Annotated in this window: 16 protein-coding genes; 7 read left to right on the top strand and 9 right to left on the bottom strand. The window is 40.3% G+C overall.

The window, feature by feature from the left end; translation table 11 throughout:
• Positions 1-71: 71 nt before the first annotated feature.
• The 9 genes from DXA05_RS09420 to DXA05_RS09380 form a co-directional block, all read right to left on the bottom strand.
• Positions 72-1,727 (bottom strand): AMP-binding protein, encoded by a 1,656-nt coding sequence (locus tag DXA05_RS09420; RefSeq protein ID WP_128859103.1) that lies wholly within the window; start codon positions 1,725-1,727, stop codon positions 72-74.
• Between the two features lie 123 nt (positions 1,728-1,850).
• Entirely contained in the window at positions 1,851-2,405 is a 555-nt protein-coding gene (locus DXA05_RS09415; protein WP_004313803.1) for a cupin domain-containing protein, read from the bottom strand.
• Between the two features lie 40 nt (positions 2,406-2,445).
• Positions 2,446-3,219: a pyrroline-5-carboxylate reductase gene (proC, locus tag DXA05_RS09410; RefSeq protein ID WP_128859102.1), complete on the bottom strand. Its 774-nt coding sequence runs from the start codon at positions 3,217-3,219 to the stop codon at positions 2,446-2,448.
• Positions 3,220-3,339: 120 nt separating this feature from the next.
• Complete coding sequence (locus DXA05_RS09405; RefSeq protein ID WP_128859101.1) at positions 3,340-4,473, bottom strand: aminotransferase class III-fold pyridoxal phosphate-dependent enzyme; 1,134 nt, start codon at positions 4,471-4,473, stop codon at positions 3,340-3,342.
• Positions 4,474-4,511: 38 nt separating this feature from the next.
• Entirely contained in the window at positions 4,512-4,922 is a 411-nt protein-coding gene (locus DXA05_RS09400) for a four helix bundle protein (protein WP_004310471.1), read from the bottom strand.
• Positions 4,922-5,890: an N-acetyl-gamma-glutamyl-phosphate reductase gene (gene argC / locus DXA05_RS09395; protein ID WP_004313800.1), complete on the bottom strand. Its 969-nt coding sequence runs from the start codon at positions 5,888-5,890 to the stop codon at positions 4,922-4,924. The genes DXA05_RS09400 and argC overlap by 1 nt, the downstream gene beginning before the upstream one ends.
• Positions 5,887-7,095 (bottom strand): argininosuccinate synthase domain-containing protein, encoded by a 1,209-nt coding sequence (locus DXA05_RS09390; RefSeq protein WP_004310468.1) that lies wholly within the window; start codon positions 7,093-7,095, stop codon positions 5,887-5,889. The genes argC and DXA05_RS09390 overlap by 4 nt, the downstream gene beginning before the upstream one ends.
• A 13-nt stretch (positions 7,096-7,108) precedes the next feature.
• Positions 7,109-7,687, bottom strand: coding sequence for a GNAT family N-acetyltransferase (locus tag DXA05_RS09385; protein WP_004299851.1), 579 nt, complete (start codon positions 7,685-7,687; stop codon positions 7,109-7,111).
• A 24-nt stretch (positions 7,688-7,711) separates the two neighbouring features.
• Complete coding sequence (locus tag DXA05_RS09380; protein WP_004310466.1) at positions 7,712-8,185, bottom strand: arginine repressor; 474 nt, start codon at positions 8,183-8,185, stop codon at positions 7,712-7,714.
• A 267-nt stretch (positions 8,186-8,452) separates the two neighbouring features.
• On the opposite strand from DXA05_RS09380, the gene DXA05_RS09375 reads away from it, so the two are divergent.
• From DXA05_RS09375 to DXA05_RS27340, 7 genes are all read left to right on the top strand, one after another.
• On the top strand, positions 8,453-9,025 hold the full coding sequence (locus DXA05_RS09375) for an RNA polymerase sigma-70 factor (RefSeq protein ID WP_004299858.1): 573 nt from the start codon (positions 8,453-8,455) through the stop codon (positions 9,023-9,025).
• A 119-nt stretch (positions 9,026-9,144) separates the two neighbouring features.
• Entirely contained in the window at positions 9,145-10,167 is a 1,023-nt protein-coding gene (locus DXA05_RS09370) for a FecR domain-containing protein (protein ID WP_004299860.1), read from the top strand.
• Between the two features lie 147 nt (positions 10,168-10,314).
• Positions 10,315-13,890, top strand: coding sequence for a TonB-dependent receptor (locus tag DXA05_RS09365; protein ID WP_128859100.1), 3,576 nt, complete (start codon positions 10,315-10,317; stop codon positions 13,888-13,890).
• Positions 13,891-13,913: 23 nt separating this feature from the next.
• Positions 13,914-15,665 carry a RagB/SusD family nutrient uptake outer membrane protein gene (locus tag DXA05_RS09360; RefSeq protein ID WP_004299862.1) on the top strand — a complete coding sequence of 584 codons (1,752 nt, stop codon included), beginning with the start codon at positions 13,914-13,916 and terminating at the stop codon, positions 15,663-15,665.
• A 24-nt stretch (positions 15,666-15,689) separates the two neighbouring features.
• Positions 15,690-17,537: a phosphodiester glycosidase family protein gene (locus tag DXA05_RS09355; RefSeq protein ID WP_225450262.1), complete on the top strand. Its 1,848-nt coding sequence runs from the start codon at positions 15,690-15,692 to the stop codon at positions 17,535-17,537.
• A gap of 44 nt (positions 17,538-17,581) precedes the next feature.
• On the top strand, positions 17,582-18,181 hold the full coding sequence (locus DXA05_RS27345; protein ID WP_284515492.1) for a hypothetical protein: 600 nt from the start codon (positions 17,582-17,584) through the stop codon (positions 18,179-18,181).
• The gene (locus DXA05_RS27340; protein WP_284515491.1) at positions 18,175-18,600 is read left to right on the top strand and encodes a phosphodiester glycosidase family protein; all 426 of its coding nucleotides are present in this window, start codon (positions 18,175-18,177) and stop codon (positions 18,598-18,600) included. Before DXA05_RS27345 ends, DXA05_RS27340 begins: the two co-directional genes overlap by 7 nt.
• The last annotated feature ends 202 nt before the right edge of the window (positions 18,601-18,802 follow it).

Genomic DNA, 18,802 nt, shown 5'->3' with positions numbered 1-18,802 from the left:
GGTAGATATGAGAAGAACGATATTACATCATCTGTAATATCGTTCTTCTATTGATTAGAGTTGTTTATAATTTACTTCTTATCGTTTTCGCGAATCTCCACCCGGCGGATCTTACCGCTGATTGTTTTAGGTAGCTCTTCTACGAACTCGATGACACGCGGATATTTATAAGGAGCAGTCACTTTCTTCACGTGGTTCTGTAATTCCTTAATCAGTTCCTCTCCGGCACGTGCTTTATAGTCTTTGGATAGAACAATCGTAGCTTTTACTACCTGGCCGCGAATCTCGTCGGGTACTCCGGTAATAGCACATTCCACAACAGCCGGATGAGTCATCAACGCACTTTCCACTTCGAATGGGCCGATGCGGTAACCGGAACTCTTGATTACGTCGTCTGCACGACCGACAAACCAAAGGTAGCCATCCTCGTCTTTCCAGGCAACATCGCCGGTGTAATAAATACCATCGTGCCAAGCTTCGTGAGTGCGTTCCGCATCCCGGTAGTATTCTTTGAAAAGTCCGAGAGGTTTACCTTTGCTGGTGCGGATTACAATTTGTCCTTGCTCACCCGCTTCAACAGAGCGGCCTTCATGGTCGATCAAGTCTACATCATATTGAGGATTCGGAAGCCCCATGCTTCCCGGTTTCGGTTCCATCCAAGGCATGGTGGCGATGGTAAGGGTTGTTTCTGTTTGTCCGAAACCTTCCATCAGTTTGATACCCGTCAGCTTCTTGAAAGTTTCAAATACAGCGGGGTTCAATGCTTCTCCGGCAATGGTGCAGTATTTTAGTGAAGATAAATCAAACTTTGTCAGGTCTTCGTGAATCAAGAACCGGAAGATGGTAGGAGGCGCACAGAGAGAAGTGACATGATATTCCTGGATTTTTTCCAGAATAGCTGCCGGGGTAAACTTCTCGTGGTCGTAGACGAAGATATTGGCTCCGGCAATCCACTGTCCGTAGAGTTTTCCCCATACCGCTTTTCCCCAGCCGGTATCGGCAATGGTGAGGTGAAGACTGTTCTCGTTCAGGTTGTGCCAAAAACTACCGGTAACGATATGACCTAACGGATAGGTAAAGTCATGTGCCACCATCTTAGGTTCGCCGGTAGTGCCGGAAGTAAAATACATCAGAGAGATGTCATCATTAGTATTCGCATGGCGCGGACGTACAAACGGAGCAGCATTTTCGATACCCTGATGGAAATCTTCGAAGCCTTCCGGGATTTCCGGACCGACACTGACTAACTTTTCAACCGTGGGACATTCGGGAAGAGCATCTTTGATATGTTGCAGGATGATTCCTTCGCCGGCAGCTACGATCATTTTGATGTCGGCAGCGTTGCAGCGATAGATAATATCCTTTTTGGTCAGCAAGTGGGTGGCCGGAATAACGGTTGCTCCTAGTTTGTGAAGAGCGATGGTGCTATACCAGAACTCATAACGGCGTTTCAGAATCAGCATCACCATGTCGCCACGGCCGATACCCAGGCTCTGGAAGTAAGAAGCGGTCATGTCCGTAGATCGTTTCATGTCGGCAAATGAGAATTGGCGACTTTCGCCTTTGTCATTTGTCCAAAGTAAAGCGTTCTTGTCAGGTTGTTCGGCAGCCCAGGCGTCTACTACGTCATAGCCGAAGTTGAAATTCTCCGGGACGTTTATTTTCAAGTTTTTGATAAAATCCTCTTGTGAACTGAAAGAGGTCTGTGATAAAAATCTTTCTACCATGATGTTATGGATTATGTGAATGAAGAATGAAGAATGAAAAATGAAGAATTTTTCCATGCGTATTATTTATACAGTGCAACATAATTCTTCATTCTTCATTTTTCATTCTTCATTTTTTTATTATTACATAATTACTGCCAGAAAACGTACCGTTTTGCCATCGAGCGCTTTCATGCCATGTGGAAGTTTAGAGTTAAAATAGATACTATCGCCTTGGTTGAGGATGATTTCTTTGCCTTCGATGTTGATAAGCATACGTCCTTCGATGACAAGGTTGAATTCTTGTCCGTTATGTTGGTTATAATGGATTGGTTCGTCGTTTGCTTTCGGTTCAACAGTGACGATGAACGGATCGGCGGTACGGTTCATGAATCCTGAAGCCAGTGATTGGTATTTATAAGCTTTGGTACGTTCGATGCTGACTCCTTTGCCGGCACGGGTCACGAAGTAGCTGCTCATTTTAGGCTCTTCACCAAACATCAGGGCGTCGAGAGCTATATTATACGTGCGGGCTATTTTTTGTAACATGCTGACAGAGATATCGTAGTCTCCGGTTTCTGCAAGTCGGTATTCTTCGGCAGAGATGTCGCTGTCGCGGGCGATATCCTCTGCGGTCAGTTCCAGTACATCACGTAATCCGCGGAGGCGTTCTGCGATCTGTTTAATTTGTTCATTCATACAAGTGGTTCGTATTTTTATGATTAATAATTCTATGGTATTATTTGGAGGCTTTCATGGCTTTGATGATAGCGGAGGTGAATCCGTTGTGTTCCAGTTCATTGATCCCCTTGATTGTGATTCCGCCCGGAGTGGTAACCTTGTCGATTTCTACGCTGGGGTGGGTGTCATTGTTCTGAATCAGTGCGGCTGCTCCTTTTAAGGATTGTGCTATCATCTGCATGGCATCTTTGGGGCGAAGTCCCATTTCAATTCCGGCTTGCATGGCTGCCTGAACGTATTTCAATACGTAAGCAATGCCGCAGGATGTCAACGCAGTAGCTGCTGCTATTTTATCTTCGGGAATAAGCATCACAGTTCCCATCTCGCTGAACAACCGGAGGATGAATTTGTCTTGTTCATCGTTCGTATTGCGGGCGGCAACAAGCGTCATACTTTCCAGTTCGCTGATAGCGGTGTTCGGAATCAGACGGAACATGGCCATTTCCGGTGCTATGACGTAATGAGCCAGTTCTTCAAAACTGATGCCGGCAGCTACGGAGATGAGTATCTGTTTGCTTTTCAGTTTTAATTCGCGCATCACCGGTTCCATAAACCACGGTTTGACAGCAAGGATGACAATATCTGCACCTGTGGCAGCTTCCGCATTATTGTTGGTGGTAGAGATACCCGGAAATTCCTTTTTCAGTTTCTCTAGTTTTCCGGCACTCGGATTGGACACAATGATGTCCGAATCGTCTATCAGACTTCCTTTTGCCAGGCCACGGGCTATTGAACCGCCCATGTTTCCTGCACCGATAATGGCTATTTTCATATACGCTTATTTTTAATGAGTTGTTAAAGGCAAAGGTAACAGTTAATTACGAAAAAACAAAAAGCAGCCGGAATAAGAAATAAATTTCTAATAAAGGCTGCTTTTATCGTTGGCTGTTTATTAATCAAATGAGCGGAGTACTTTCTTGAACCGGGCAAGGAAGTCTTCTGCTTCCTCCATAGTAAGACAGAGAGGAGGTAACAGGCGAAGTACATTCGTACCGCTTGCTCCGGTAAATACATGCTCATCATAGATGAGGCGGCTGCGTAGTTCTTTGATGGGGGCTTCGAATTCGAGTCCGATCATGAGTCCGCGTCCGCGTACCTCTTTTATTTGCGGGAATTTCTTCAGTTCTTCCAGTAAGTAGTTGCCTACTACCTTTGCGTTTTCTATCAGATTTTCTTGCTCAATGACGTCCATCACAGCGAGTGCTGCCGAACATGCCAGATGGTTTCCACCGAAGGTAGTTCCCAATTGACCATATACCGGTTTAAACATCGGGCTGATTAGGACACCTGCCATCGGGAAACCGTTGCCGATACCTTTGGCTACAGTGATGAGGTCCGGCTTGATGTCATTATATTGATGGGCGAAGAATTTACCGCTACGCCCGTATCCGCTCTGAATTTCATCGAGAATCAGGATCGTTCCTGTTTCGCTGCAAGCTTTGCGGAGTTCCTGCATAAATTCGGTGGTCGGTATCTTGATACCGCCTACCCCTTGTATTCCTTCAATGATAACAGCACATGTGTCTCCTTTAGACAATTCCTGTTTCATCGCTTCCATATCGTTGAGCGGGAGATAGGTGACATGACCGTTATTGTTGATAGGGGCGATAATGGAAGGATTGTGAGTCGCTTCTACCGCCAGAGATGTCCGTCCGTGAAATGCCTTATTGAAAGATACGATTTTGGTACGTCCGTTATAGAAAGAGGCTAGCTTCAGAGCATTTTCGTTCGCTTCGGCCCCACTGTTAATCAGGAACAGGCTGTAGTCTTCGTAACCGGAAATCTTGCCCAGTCGTTCGGCTACCTCTTGTTGGAGCTTGTTGATGACGGAGTTTGAGTAGAAACCAAGTTTAGCCACCTGGTTACTTATCATTGCTGTATAGTGAGGGTGTGCATGTCCGATAGAGATAACGGCATGACCTCCGTAGAGATCCAGATATTCCGTTCCGTTCTCATCCCATACCTTGCAACCGTCGCCCTTGACAATGTTGATGTTATATAAAGGATATACGTCGAATAATTTCATAATAATTAAATGAAGAATTAAGAATGAAGAATGAAGAATTAGGTTACTTCATGGTTCATTTGATTATTTTTGGCAGTTTTGATTGAAGAAACAAGCAGAGCTATGAGTTCTCCACAATCAATCTCCATACTATTAAAAGCATTAGAATCGATATAATCTGAATCTTTTAAAAGATTCAACCAATAGTCGGTTTCATTAGCTTCCTTTAATGATATACTTAGTTTATTAATGAAGTCAGCATTGCTTTGGGCAAATTCGGATTCTCGAATTGAAGCTCCAATAGAAGTGCCGGAACGAAGAATTTGTTTGCTGAGGATGAACTCTTGTTTCATTTCTCGAAGATATTTAGTCATTTGTACAATTCGAAGTGCAAATGAATAGCTTTTTGTATTCAATAATGAATTTGTTCTATTGTGGCAATTCTTCATTCTTCGTTCTTCATTCTTCATTAAAACGCTGAAGGCTTCAAACGTAGTCCTACGGTTTCTTCCAGATTGAACATCAGGTTCATGTTATGAACCGCTTGTCCGCTGGCGCCTTTCAGCAAATTGTCGATACAAGAGATAATCAATAGTTTGTCACCGTGTTTCTCCAGATGTATCAGGCACTTATTAGTATTAACGACTTGTTTCAAGTCAATATTCTTGTCTACGATGTGTACAAAGGAGTCTTTTGCATAATATTCCTCGTACATACGAACGATTTCTTCTAGTGCTACTTTGGTTTTGACTACCATCGTTGCAAAGATACCACGGGCGAAATCTCCACGGTATGGAATGAAGTCGATCTCCGCATCGAAACTGTTTTGCAGCTGTTTCAGTGATTGCTTGATTTCCGGAACATGCTGGTGCTCGAATGCTTTGTACACACTCATATTGTTGTTTCTCCAACTGAAATGACTGGTAGCACCCGGTTTCACTCCGGCTCCCGTACTTCCTGTAATGGCATTTACCATTACATCATCCGTCAGCATCAGATTCTTGGCAAGCGGAAGCAAACCGAGCTGGATGCAGGTTGCAAAACAGCCGGGATTGGCTACGTGCTTTGCCGTACAAGTGGCACGGCGGTTCAGTTCCGGCAGGCCGTAGATAAAGTCGTGGTCGTCGCTCATAATGCGGTAGTCCATCGAGAGGTCGATAATCTTCAGGTCTTCCGGTATGTTGTGACTTTCCATGAATTTCTTTGTATCGCCGTGGGCGGTGCAGAAAAAGAGAACGTCGATTTCGTCCAGAGGTAACTGGTCGGTGAATCTTAGATCTGTTTCTCCATACAAGCCTTCGTGTACGTCGGTAATTCTGTTTCCGGCATTACTGCTGCTGTTGATAAATACGATTTCAGTTTCCGGATGGTTGAGCAGCAGACGGATTAATTCGCCTGCTGTATATCCTGCGCCACCAATGATTCCTGCTTTAATCATATCTCTTCGTCTTTGTGGTTATTATAGTAAACACGTAGCGGAGTAGAAGTGACTTTGATAAAGCCTTTGGCGTCTTCGGCTGTCCAGCCTTTCTGCATTTCACCGTATTCTCCGAATTTAGTCTTCACCAGATCGTCTTCCGATTCTACACCTACGGTAGAGAAGGAGAGAGGGCGAAGCTCGAGGATAGCCGTACCGTTTACGTTACGCTGGCTTTCCTGCAACATCGCTTCGATGTCACGCATCACCGGTTCGAGGTATTGGCTTTCGTGGAGGAACATACCGTACCAGTTGGCTACCTGGTCTTTCCAGTATTGTTGCCATTTGCTCAATGTATATTTCTCAAGGAAGCGATGGGCGCCGATAATTAACATCGGGGCGGCTGCTTCGAATCCTACACGGCCTTTGATACCGATAATTGTATCACCCACGTGCATATCACGGCCGATACCGTATGCTGCACCAATCTCTTCCACTTTCTGGATGGCTTTGATCGGGTCGTCAAACTTCTCGTCGTTGACAGCTTTCAGTTCCCCTTTTTCGAAAGTCAGGCGGAGCTGTTCGCTGCCTTCTTTTTCAACATGTTTGAGGTAGGCTGTTTCCGGGAGTCCTTGCGCGGAGTCGAGGATTTCGCCACCACAGATAGAAGTACCCCACAAACCTACATTATAAGAATATTTCAGTTTGGTGAAGTCCGCGCTGAAACCATGTTTGTTCAGATAATCAATTTCTTCCTGACGGCTCAATGCCATGTCACGGGTCAATGTGATGATTTCTACATTGGGAGCCAGTACGAGGAAAGTCATGTCGAAACGGATCTGGTCATTGCCTGCTCCGGTAGAACCGTGTGCGATGGCATCCGCACCGATTTCGTTGGCATAACGTGCGATGGCCAATGCCTGGAAAATACGTTCGGAACTAACAGAAATAGGATAAGTACCGTTACGCAGCACATTTCCGAAAACCATGTATTTCAGGCTCTTTTCGTAGTATTCCTGGGTAACGTCCAGCGTCACGTATTTCACTGCTCCCAGTTTATAAGCGTTTTCTTCGTTTGTTTTCAGTTGTTCTTCACTGAAACCACCCGTATTGGCACAAGCTGCATATACTTCGTAACCTTTTTCTTTGGCGAGGTACATGACGGTGAACGATGTGTCCAGTCCGCCGCTGAATGCCACCACTACTTTTTTCTTCTTTTCTTCCATAGTGCTGTATCTTTTAAATGTTATTTCTTTCTTGTTCTTTTTTGATGTTCCGCGGCTCTGTCGGATCGTACAGCATGGCTGTGCAGATGCAGAACTTGCGGTTTTTCGCTACCAGAATATCATGGTTGATACATCCTTCGCATCCTTTCCAGAAAGCTTCGTCGTCTGTCAGTTCGTTGAAGGTGACAGGCACATAACCCAGTTCGGTGTTCATCTTCATGACGGCTGCTCCGGAGGTCAGACTGAATATTTTTGCTTTCGGCCATCGGAGACGTGCCAGTTGGAAAGAAGCTTGTTTAATACGTTTTGCCAGTCCTAATCCACGGAAATCGGGATGAACGATCAGACCGGAAGTAGCCACATACTGCTTGTTTCCCCATGATTCGATGTAGGTGAATCCGGCAAAAGTATCGCCACAAAGAGCAATAATCGCCTTACCTTCTTTCATCTTTGTCGCTACGTATTCGTGTGTGCGTTCCGCAATTCCTGTTCCTCGTACGGCGGCAGCATTTCTGATAGTTTCCAAAATAGTGTCAACGTAAACCTCATGTGAGGCGTCGGCTACCATAACATCTATTTGTTGAGTGTCCATTTCTTTATTATATAATAGGTATAATTATTCGATATTGGGAATGATGAGTGACAGAAGCTGACGTATTTTGCTGATGGCAACTCCTTCACGCAACACCAACATGATCGTATCGTCACCGGCAATGGTTCCCAGAATTTCACTGAATTCATTGTTGTCGATGTCATACGCCATGCTGCTGGCATAACCGGGACGGGTGCGGATAACGGCAATGTTACCGGAAAACTGTAAAGAGATAAATCCGTTGTTACGTAACATTTCACCGGCACTCTGGTCGGTAGAACGTTTATACATAATGTTGTTCGGCAGTACATATACGTACTTTCCGTTCATACTGGCAGCCTTGGCTACTTTCAATTGTTTCAAGTCGCGGGAGAGGGTGGCCTGTGTCAGTTCGAAGCCTTCGCGGTTCAGCTCTTGCAACAGTTCTTCCTGCGAACCGACCTCCTTGCTTGAGATAATCATTTTGATGGCGTCTAACCGATTTGCTTTCTTCTTCATTGTATAATTATTCTAAGAATGGCGCAAAAGTATGCATTATTTTGGAAAAAAGATGCATAAAACCAAAGTTTTTTTGCATAAAAGTGAAAATACTTTAGAAAGGGATAGTGATATAATCAGGATATATGTGGGTATATGTAACAAAGTTGTTTCTTTATTGCTTCATTTTGTGCTGACTTTTTTTATTGTCTATTAAAAAAGATGCAATTGTTTGTTTAGGGATTTTTAAATATATAAATTTGTAAAGTGAATAAGGAGACAAATCGTATGATAGATGAAGATATTGAGCTTTATTCTCTTTTTAGAAAAGGAGATAGAAAGGCTTTTGATACTTTATTTTTGAAGTATTATTCCATACTATGTGCCTTCGGGAAGTACTATATTCCTATAGAAGATGCTGAAGAAGTTGTTTTGGATATCATGACATGGCTATGGGAAAACAGAGAATTCCAGATCATAGAAACTTCTTTGCGAAGTTATTTGTTTATGGCGGTCAGAAACAGATGCTTGGATTTAATAAGTAAGAATCAGACAAAAAGACGTTGTTATGAGCATATGTTTGCTAAAGAAATGCAGACAAGTTTTGAAGATCCTGATTTTTATGTAGTGGAGGAATTGATGGCGAAAATAGAAAAGGCCGTGATGCGATTGCCGGACTCCTATCGTATAACTTTTGAGATGAGCCGTTATCAAGATAAAACATATAAAGAGATTGCGAAAGAATTAAACGTTTCCATAAAATTAGTGGAGTATCGTATCCAGCAAGCATTGAGACTTTTACGTGTAGAACTAAAAGACTATTTACCGTTGATTACAATCATATTCCCTTATTTTCTCTAAGGATAGCCGATTCGTTTTTGAGTCTTAAAATAAAAATGCAGCTTTTAATTAAAAAAGTTGCATTTTTGTTTAGGGGCTAATTGAAGTATTCCGTCTTCTTAATAAAATGAACATAAAAGATGATGGAATTACATGAAAATATAGATGAGGCTCTTTTACTCCTTTATTTTTCCGGTACACTAGGAGAGAAAGAAAAAGAAGAGGTAGAAAATTGGATTTCCCTCTCTGAAGAGAACAGAAAAATAGCTAAACAGATTTGTTACATACACCACGTAACAGATATAATAGATACCGTGAAGCAGATAGATCCTAAACAGGCATTGGTGAAGCTGGATAAGAGATTGTCAAAAAGGAAGAAAATAAACTGGTGGGAATGGGGGATAAGAGCAGCAGCTGTGTTATTTATTCCTTTATTCTTATCTTTCTTCTATTTTGTATTTAATCAAGATAAAAATTATGATCGTTATGTCGAAATTCGGTCTAATCCGGGGATGATGACAAAAGTGGAGTTACCGGATGGTACTTGGGTATGGCTGAATTCTGCTTCTTATCTAAAATATCCAGTGTCTTTTGAAGGAGAATATCGAAAGGTTGAATTGCTCGGAGAAGCTTATTTTTCAGTACAAAAGGATAATGGACGGAAATTCTTAGTCGATGTAGGAAAGGGGATTGAATTAGAGGTTTTAGGTACTGAATTTAACGTGGATGCTTATCCGGATGATAAGTTTGTAGCTGCTACTTTGGTGACAGGTAGAGTAAAATTCCATTGTCAGCAGAAAGGCAGGGAGGTTACTTATAGTATGCAACCCGGACAGAAGGTGATTTATAATTTATTGGATGAGAAACTTTTGTGTACAACTACTTTTGTTGAATCTGATATTGCTTGGAAAAGTGGAAGGATCATTTATCGAGATACTCCTCTTGAAGATGCTTTAAGAACTTTGAGCAAGCGTTTTGACGTAGAGTTCCGTATTGTTAATCCATTATTAAAGAAATATTGCTTTACAGGTACTTTTATTAATCAACGTCTGGATAAGATCTTGGAACACTTCAAAATAGCTTCAGGGGTGAGATACAGATATCTTGAATCGGCATTGGACAACGGTGTTGTGAAAGAGAAAACAATAATAGAAATTTATTAAACAAAAAAGAACTATGAAAACACTCCCTCCTTAAACAAAAAATATGGGAAAAATATAGCACTATTCTTCCATATAAAATCATTTAGCCTTACTTGTTTGCCGACAAGTGTAGTTAACTTTATTTTTAATTTAAATCACAACAAATTTATGCAAAAACATTGTAGTATCCAAATTCTTGGGATTAAAAGGCTACTGAAAGCAACTTTAAAAGGAATTCCATTGCCTATGAGATTATTAATTATTATGCTATGTGTTTCGATAGGATGCATTCGTGTGACAAATACTTATGCGCAAAATGCGATCCTTGACTTGAAAGTCAATAATCAAACGATTGAAACCGTCTTGAAAATAATAGAATCGCGGACTGACTTTGTATTCTTCTTTAACAGTCAGCAGGTTAATGTACATAAACGTGTCTCTATTAATGTCAATAAACAGAATATTTTTAAAATTCTAGATGAGGTTTTTAAGGGAAGTGACGTTGTTTATTCAGTGCTTGATAAAAGCATAATTTTGTCTAGTAAAAGATTTGCGCCTGATGGAAATTTGAAGAAGATTACAGGTAAGGTCGTTGATACGAACGGTGAACCGTTGATTGGTGTTACAATTGCTCTGAAAGGAAGCAATAGAGGAACGGTGAGTGATGTAAACGGAAATTTTTCTTTAAACGGAGAAGAAGGAAAGCTTAATGTGTTGAATATCTCATATATTGGTTATAAAGACCAACAGGTAAAAGTTGAGGATGGTAAAACTTTGATTATTACATTGGAAGAGGATACCAAGGTTTTGGAAGAAGTAGTTGTTGTGGGATATGGTACACAGAAAAAAATCAATTTGACGGGTGCTGTTGCTGTGGTTGACGATAAACAAGTAATCGGACGTTCGGCCGATAATTTGTCTAAACTACTTCAAGGAGCTGTTCCTAATATGAATGTTACTGTTTCTAACGGTCGTCCGGGACAGGGTGGTAGCATAAATATTCGTGGTATCAATTCTATCAGTAGTAGTGCCACGCCTTTGATATTAGTTGATGGTGTAGAAGGTACTATCGATGCAGTGAATCCCAATGATGTGGAGTCTATTAGTGTATTGAAAGATGCTTCTTCGGCTGCTGTATATGGGGCTCGTGCAGCTTATGGAGTAATTTTGGTTACAACAAAATCTGGTAATGATGGTAAAACACGTGTTTCTTATAACGGACGTTATAGCTTTGGCTCACCTACAGTTTCCAGAGATTTTGAGACTCGCGGTTATTATTCGGCGGCTATCAATGATATGTTTTATTCTACCTATCAAGGTTCTAACTATACGAATTATAATGATGAAGATTATTATGAAATGTGGATCCGGCGTAATGATAAAACGGAAAATCCGGAACGACCGTGGGTGGTTATCAAAGATGGTGAATATAAATATTATGGTAACTTTGATTGGTATAACTACTTCATGGATGAGTCTCGTCCTACATGGGAACACAATATTAGTGTCAGTGGTGGCAATAAGAAAGTGCACTATTTCCTTTCCGGTGCTTATTATGATCAGAAAGGAGTTATTCGGAAAAATATGGATAGTTTCACTAAATACAATTTCCGTTCCAAGGTAAGTATTGAGATTGCTCCATGGTTGAAGATAAGTAATAATACGTCATACAAAAAGGATTCTTATCCATTTCCGGGGCCAGGTGCTATTAACAATCTTTTTGATGCGATAAGTAAGCATGCCTTAGCTTCTATTGTTCCAATCAATCCGGATGGTACATATATGGGGAATGCAACAGTTATTACAGGAGGATATCGCCCTGCTAATGATCTTAGTGCAATTCTTGAATACGGTAAACACAAGAATGAGGATACTAATTACTTTTTTAATACCACCTTTGAGGCGGTAATGACACCTGTTAAGAATGTAACGGTGACGGCTAATTATTCGTTTGCTCAACATGAATATACGGCAATGAATCGTAGTGCTAATTATCCATATTCACGTGTACCCGGAGAAGTTCTTTGGAAAACAGATGGTTATGGCCTTAATACTCTTTATGAACGTTCTAATCATGATTGGTTTCATTCATACAATATTTATGGAAATTATACAAATACATTTGCCGATGTGCACCATGTAAGTGCAACTGCCGGTGTCAATTATGAAACTAAATTTTTTAAAGACATCAAAATACAACGTAATGATTTATTGTCCGAAGATTTAACTGATTTTAATTTAGCTAATGGTGATGAAATGAGTATTGCGGGTGGTAAAAATAGATATGCTCTTTTCGGTCTTTTTTATCGTTTGAATTATGACTATAAAAATAGATATTTATTTGAATTTAGCGGACGCTATGATGGTAGTTCACGGTTTGCCCGGGGACATCGCTATGGCTTTTTTCCTTCAGTTTCTGCCGGGTGGAGAATTAATGAAGAAAAGTTCTTTGCACCATTACGTAAACAAATTAGTAATTTGAAATTACGCTTTTCTTTGGGAGCATTAGGAAACCAACAAGTCGGATATTATGACTATTTGCAGACTATATCTTCTGGTGGTACAATTTCTTATGCTTTTGGTGATAAAAATAAAGCGTCAGGTGCTAGTATCTCTGCTCCGAATGCTTCTGATTTCACTTGGGAAACGGTTGTTACAAAAAATATCGGTTTGGATCTCGGACTATTGAATAATCGTTTGAATATGACGGCTGATATATATGTACGTGATACGAAAGATATGTTGATGGCTTCCAAGGATCTTCCGAATGTATATGGTGCTTCTTCTCCAAAAACAAATGCTGCTAACTTACGTACGAAAGGTTGGGAAGCATCGATTAGTTGGAATGATTCTTTTAATCTAAAGGGAAAAGCGTTCCATTATTCTGTCGTACTAGGCTTGGCTGATAATACGACTAAAGTGACAAAGTATAACAATGATAACAAAACATTGGGCACTCCATATGAAGGACAACAACTGGGAGAGATTTGGGGATATGTTGTTGATGGTCTCTTCAAAACTGATGAAGAAGCTGAAAACTATCCGGTAAATCAGAGTTACGTAAATAATATATTGAATATTTCTGTAAAATCTCAAGGTCTCCATGCGGGGGATGTGAAATATGTGGACTTGGATGGCGATAATATTATTTCTCCTACTTTATCGGCAAACAATGTGAAGGATCAGAAAGTGATTGGAAATTCTTTACCAAGATATACATATTCTGTCAGATTAGCTGCAGATTGGAATGGAATTGATTTTTCTGCTTTGTTGCAAGGCGTCGGTCGCCAACATTGGTATCCCAATGGTGAAACTAGTCTGTTCTGGGGTCCCTATGCCCGTCCTTATTGTACTTTTATTCCGAAGGATTTCTTGACAGATGTTTGGTCAGAAGATAATCCGGATGCTTATTTCCCACGTCCGAGAGGCTATGTGGCATTGGATGTTAATCCACGTGAGTTGTCTAAACCTAATACTCGCTATTTGCAAAATGTGGCTTATTGCCGTCTTAAAAATGTAACAGTCGGTTACTCTTTGCCACGTACTTGGCTAAAGGCTTTGCATATGGAACGTGTCAGGGTTTATTTTAGTGGAGAGAATCTTTTTACATTCAGCCCTTTACATAGTAATTATATTGATCCGGAACATGCTGGGGCTTCTACGAGCTGGAAAAGTGGTCATACGAACGTGACTTCTTATCCAATGAGTAAGACCTATTCATTTGGAATTGATGTGACTTTTTAATGGAAAATAAAAACTAGGATAATATGAGTAGTATAAAATATAAAATATGGATGCTCTTGCCTCTGATGGCAATGATTTCTTGTGAAAGTATTTTGGATAAATTTCCGGAAGATAAAATTACACCGGAAACATTCTTTACAACAGAAAACGAGTTAGAATTGTATTCAAACAATTTCTATGTCGCTTGTATTTCGGGTACAGGAGTGTTTAAAGATTACGGTGATGTAATTATTCAGCCTATCTTGGAAAAAGCGATTAGCGGGCAACGCACTATACCTGAAACAGATTCTAATTTCGATGGTTGGGGTTGGGGAGCCCTTCGTGATATTAATTTCTGCCTGGAGAACATTTATCGTTGCCAGAATGAGGAAGTACGGAATCATTATGAAGGTTTGGCACGTTTTTTTAGAGCTTATTTTTATTTTGTAAAGGTGAGGCGTTTTGGAGATGTGCCATGGTATGATTATGTGATTGGAAGTGCTGATACGGAAGCTTTGAGTAAACCTAGAGATTCTCGTGAGTTTGTAATGGGGAAAGTATTGGAGGACATTGATTTCGCGATTGATAATTTGAGAAAACAAAAAGATGTATACCGGGTGACTCGTTGGACTGCTTTGGCTTTAAAATCCAGAATTTGTTTGTTTGAAGGTACATTTCGAAAGTATCATGGTTTGAATGATTGGGAAAAGTATCTTCGTGAATGTGCATCCGCATCGGATATCTTTATCAATGAGAGTGGTTATACAGTTTATACGGCAGGTTCTACCCCTTATTTCAATTTATTTGGCTCTTTGAATGCTGAACCCACGGAAATAATCCTGGCGAAAGATTACAATGCAGCTTTGGGATTGACTAATATTGTACAGGCATTTTGCAATTCTCCTGGTGAGGCAAATTCAGGTGTGACAAAGCGTTTTGTTAATTCTTATCTGATGAAAGATGGTTCTCGTTTTACAGATAAGAGTAATTATGAGACTATTGGATTTGTGGAAGAGATGAAAAACCGTGATCCGCGTCTGACACAAACGATTCGTGCAGCAGGATATGTACGTGATGACGGGAAAAAATATCTGCCAAACTTTAAGTTGGCAAAATTAGGGTATCATCTGAAGAAGTACGATTGTGGAGTTAAATATGATATGTCTTCTGAATCTGATTTGCCATTGTTTCGTACAGCCGAAGTTTATTTGAATTGTGCGGAAGCAAAAGCAGAATTGGGGACATTGACTCAGGATGATTTGAATAAAACAATTAATAAGCTAAGGGCTCGTGTAAATATGCCGAATTTATTAATGGCAACAGCAAATGCTAATCCGGACCCTTATTTGAAGGAGTGGTATCCGCACGTGGAAAGTGACGATAATCAGGGGATTATCCTTGAAATTAGACGTGAACGCGCTATAGAACTGGTAATGGAAGGCTTTAGATATTATGATATCATGCGTTGGAAGGAAGGTAAAATATTTGAAAAACCATTTCTTGGTATTTATTTTCCCGGTCCGGGTGAATATGATTTGGACGGTGATGGAACGAATGATGTTTATCTGTATTTGAGTACTGATAAAGGAAACTCTTCTTGTGTAGATCAGTTTGAGATAGGTGGTGAACTTAGCTTGGATCATGAGACAAGTGGTAATTTGATTATTCATCAAAGTATCAAAAGAGTATGGAATGAGGACAAGGATTACTTGTACCCGATACCAACAAAGGATCGTGTTTTAACCAATGGAGCATTAACGCAGAACCCGGGTTGGAATGATGGACTTATTTTTTAATTTTAAATGGAGAAAATAATGAAAATGAAATATTTATATATGTCTTTTCTATTGGCGTTAGTCTATAGTTGTAGTGACTCTGGAGATAATTCAGATTATAGCGAAATGTTGAAAAAAGATTTCAACCAAGAAATTAAATGGGATGTGGATTCATTGGCTCTTATGAGAGCATCTTGGGAAAAAACGGATTTAGGTAACGGGGCAGCTGTTTGTACGGCACAAGCGAGCATGTGGGGGACTACCCAAAGCGTTTCTTATGTGGTATATCCGACGACTATGTTTTCTACCAGAGTTGCTGTATGTGATACTCCTGCCAAAACTAGTATGATTGCTAAAGATAAAAAAGCATTGTTTGCTATCAATGGCAGTTATTCTATTTCCGGAAATCCGTCTACATTTACTATGGTGGATAAGGTGGTGAAGGTTGCGTCTACGATCGAATCTGCCAGTAAAGTGAACGGAGTGATTGCTATTGATGCGGAAGGTTCTGTAGATGTGAAGTCTTGTACGTTTTCAGATTATACGGATGTGGAAGATGAATATGAATCAGCTTTAGCATCAGGTCCAATGTTACTTATGGAAGGGAAAGTGTGTTCGTTTCCTCAAGATGCTATTTATACACAACGTATGGCTCGGTCTGTGATTGGGATAACTGCTCAGGGAAAAATGATGCTGCTTACTATTGATGGTGCTATAACGGGAAATGCTGATGGTGCAACACTTGAGGAGGCAGCTTTTATTGCCAAAACATTGGGGATGAAGAATGCGGTTTGTTTAGCTGACGGAAGTTCTTCCACGCTATGGACATCAGGTAAAGGCGTAGTGAATCATCCGGTTGGAAATGGACAGTATGATCATGAAGGCGAAGGTACAGTGTCTACTGTGATCTATGTTGCAGCTTCTTCTTTATTTGACGGTGGTGATGGAACGGTTGATAATCCTTATTTGATTAGCAATAGGAATCATATGAGGAACATGATGTCTGTTGTAGAACTTGATAAAACTTATTATTTCGAAATGACGAATGATGTTGATATGACTGGCATTGACTGGAAACCGCTGAATACGGGTGAGCCTGTTGACCGTTTTGATATAAAGATTCATTTTGATGGTAAGGGACATACGATTAGAAATTTACATTGTGAGATCAGTTCTCGGTACGCCAGTTTCTTTGGGGTAATGAATGGTTCATGTCGTAATGTGCGCTTTGAAAATGCGGAAGTTATTGGATATGGTTCTTCTTGTACGGGTATTGTTGCCGGTTATTTGGGAACAAATGCTTTGGAGTGTTTGATTGAAAATGTATATGTGTCTGGTACTGTAAGTGGCATACAGCAAGTGGGTGGTATTGGTGGCATTTTTGCTAAAGGTACTGTACGGAATTGTTATGCAGATGTAAAAGTAATCGGGTCTTCTCGTGCCGGTGGTATTGTTGCTGAACCAAGGAATGCTGTAGTTGTTGAAAACTGTTTTGCGACAGGAACTCTTTATAGTACAGGAAATGCAGGTGGTATTGCCGGAGGACTTAATGGCAATAATCCTACAATAAAAGGTTGTATCGCTTGGAATGAACAGATTGATGGTGAACCTGTATCAGGACGTGTTATTGGATGGCAGTCAAATACCTATACGAAGGCTACGGATTGTTATGCGAAAAAAGATATGATTATCGCATGGGGACCCAACAAAGGTATGACGGGGGCCGATGCTAATACTGCCGGAACTTATGATTGGGGTAACAATAAAACTGCAATTTGCCATGGTATTACTACGGAAAATAGTGTAGATGCTGCTAAGAAAATAGGTTGGTCTACAGATATATGGGATCTTTCAGGCGTAACTCCATTATTGAAATCTTTTAATGATAAGTAATGATACGAATAGGGAATCTATATGTTTATTTAAAAAATTATATTATGAAGTTTACGAAGTTAACAATTGCTTTTTTATCCGTATTTTTTTGTCTAGTTGTCGCTTGTGGAAGTGATGGGATCAATGATGACCCCAAAACACCGGATGTTACAGAGCCGGTAACACCAAATGAACCGGACGAACCGGACAACCCTTCCGTTGTAAAAGTTCCGACTCTACAGAAGAATGTCCAAGATGAATGGAAAATTGATTCTATCGATGATGGTTTTATTTATTATAACTATGAACGGTATGACGATGTGAGTAAGGCTCAACAGATTGTAAATGTGCTGGAAATTGATTTACTTTCCAATAAGTACAAAGTTGAATTTACATATAATAATGGAGATTCTCTTTCAACTACAGCACAAGTACGTGGGGCTATTGGTGGTATTAATGGTGGGTATGAACAGGAAGCTATTTATATTCGTATCAATGGAACTAATATCTCTGAAGTGACACTACCGGAGGGACATTTACGATACTGGAAACATGATGGTGCGCTTTATTCGGATGGAAAATCTGATATTGGAATTATATATGGCGGCAGAAATGGAAAGGCTGCAATTGATACATATAACAACATTCTGCAAAGTATTTGTTAGCTAGTGCCCCCACACTGATTGACGATTACAATCCGTTAGGTGAAACTTTTGTTGGTAATTATACTATGGAACAATTGGAGTCTTTTGACTATGAAGATTATCGCAGACATCAAGGAGTACGTCATCCTCGTACGGTGGTTGCTGTGACAGAGGATAAAGATTTGTTGTTAGTCACTATTGATGGGCGCTGGGCTGGTAAGGCGGAAGGTATGAGCGCAAAAGAAGTAACCTTATTCCTCAAAAAGCATTTCAATCCTCAATATGCACTTAATATGGATGGTGGTGGATCTACTACTATGTATGTGAAGGGGAAAGGAGCGGCAAAAACAGATGTTGTCAATTATCCTACTGATAATGGAGTCTTTAACCACTATGGACAACGTCGTGTAACAACTCATATTATAGTAAAAAGAAAGTAGATCTTAATCATTTCATCATAAAATAGGTATTTTATATATTGTAAACGGTATAAATCCATTTAGCAAAGATGGCTTTATACCGTTTATTAGTACCTATACAGAGGTGTAGGGAAAATGTGAATCTGTTTATATTTGCAATTGTATTGTGTCTTTTGTCTTTTGTGTCAAAATGTATACCCTTTCAATCAAAATACATAAGGAA

It is taken from the genome of Bacteroides sp. AM54-2NS (assembly GCF_003602935.1).
In the GTDB taxonomy this organism is placed as follows: domain Bacteria; phylum Bacteroidota; class Bacteroidia; order Bacteroidales; family Bacteroidaceae; genus Bacteroides; species Bacteroides xylanisolvens.
The sequence above is the reverse complement of the archived record's forward strand: the minus strand, read 5'-3'. Positions and strand labels throughout refer to the sequence as shown.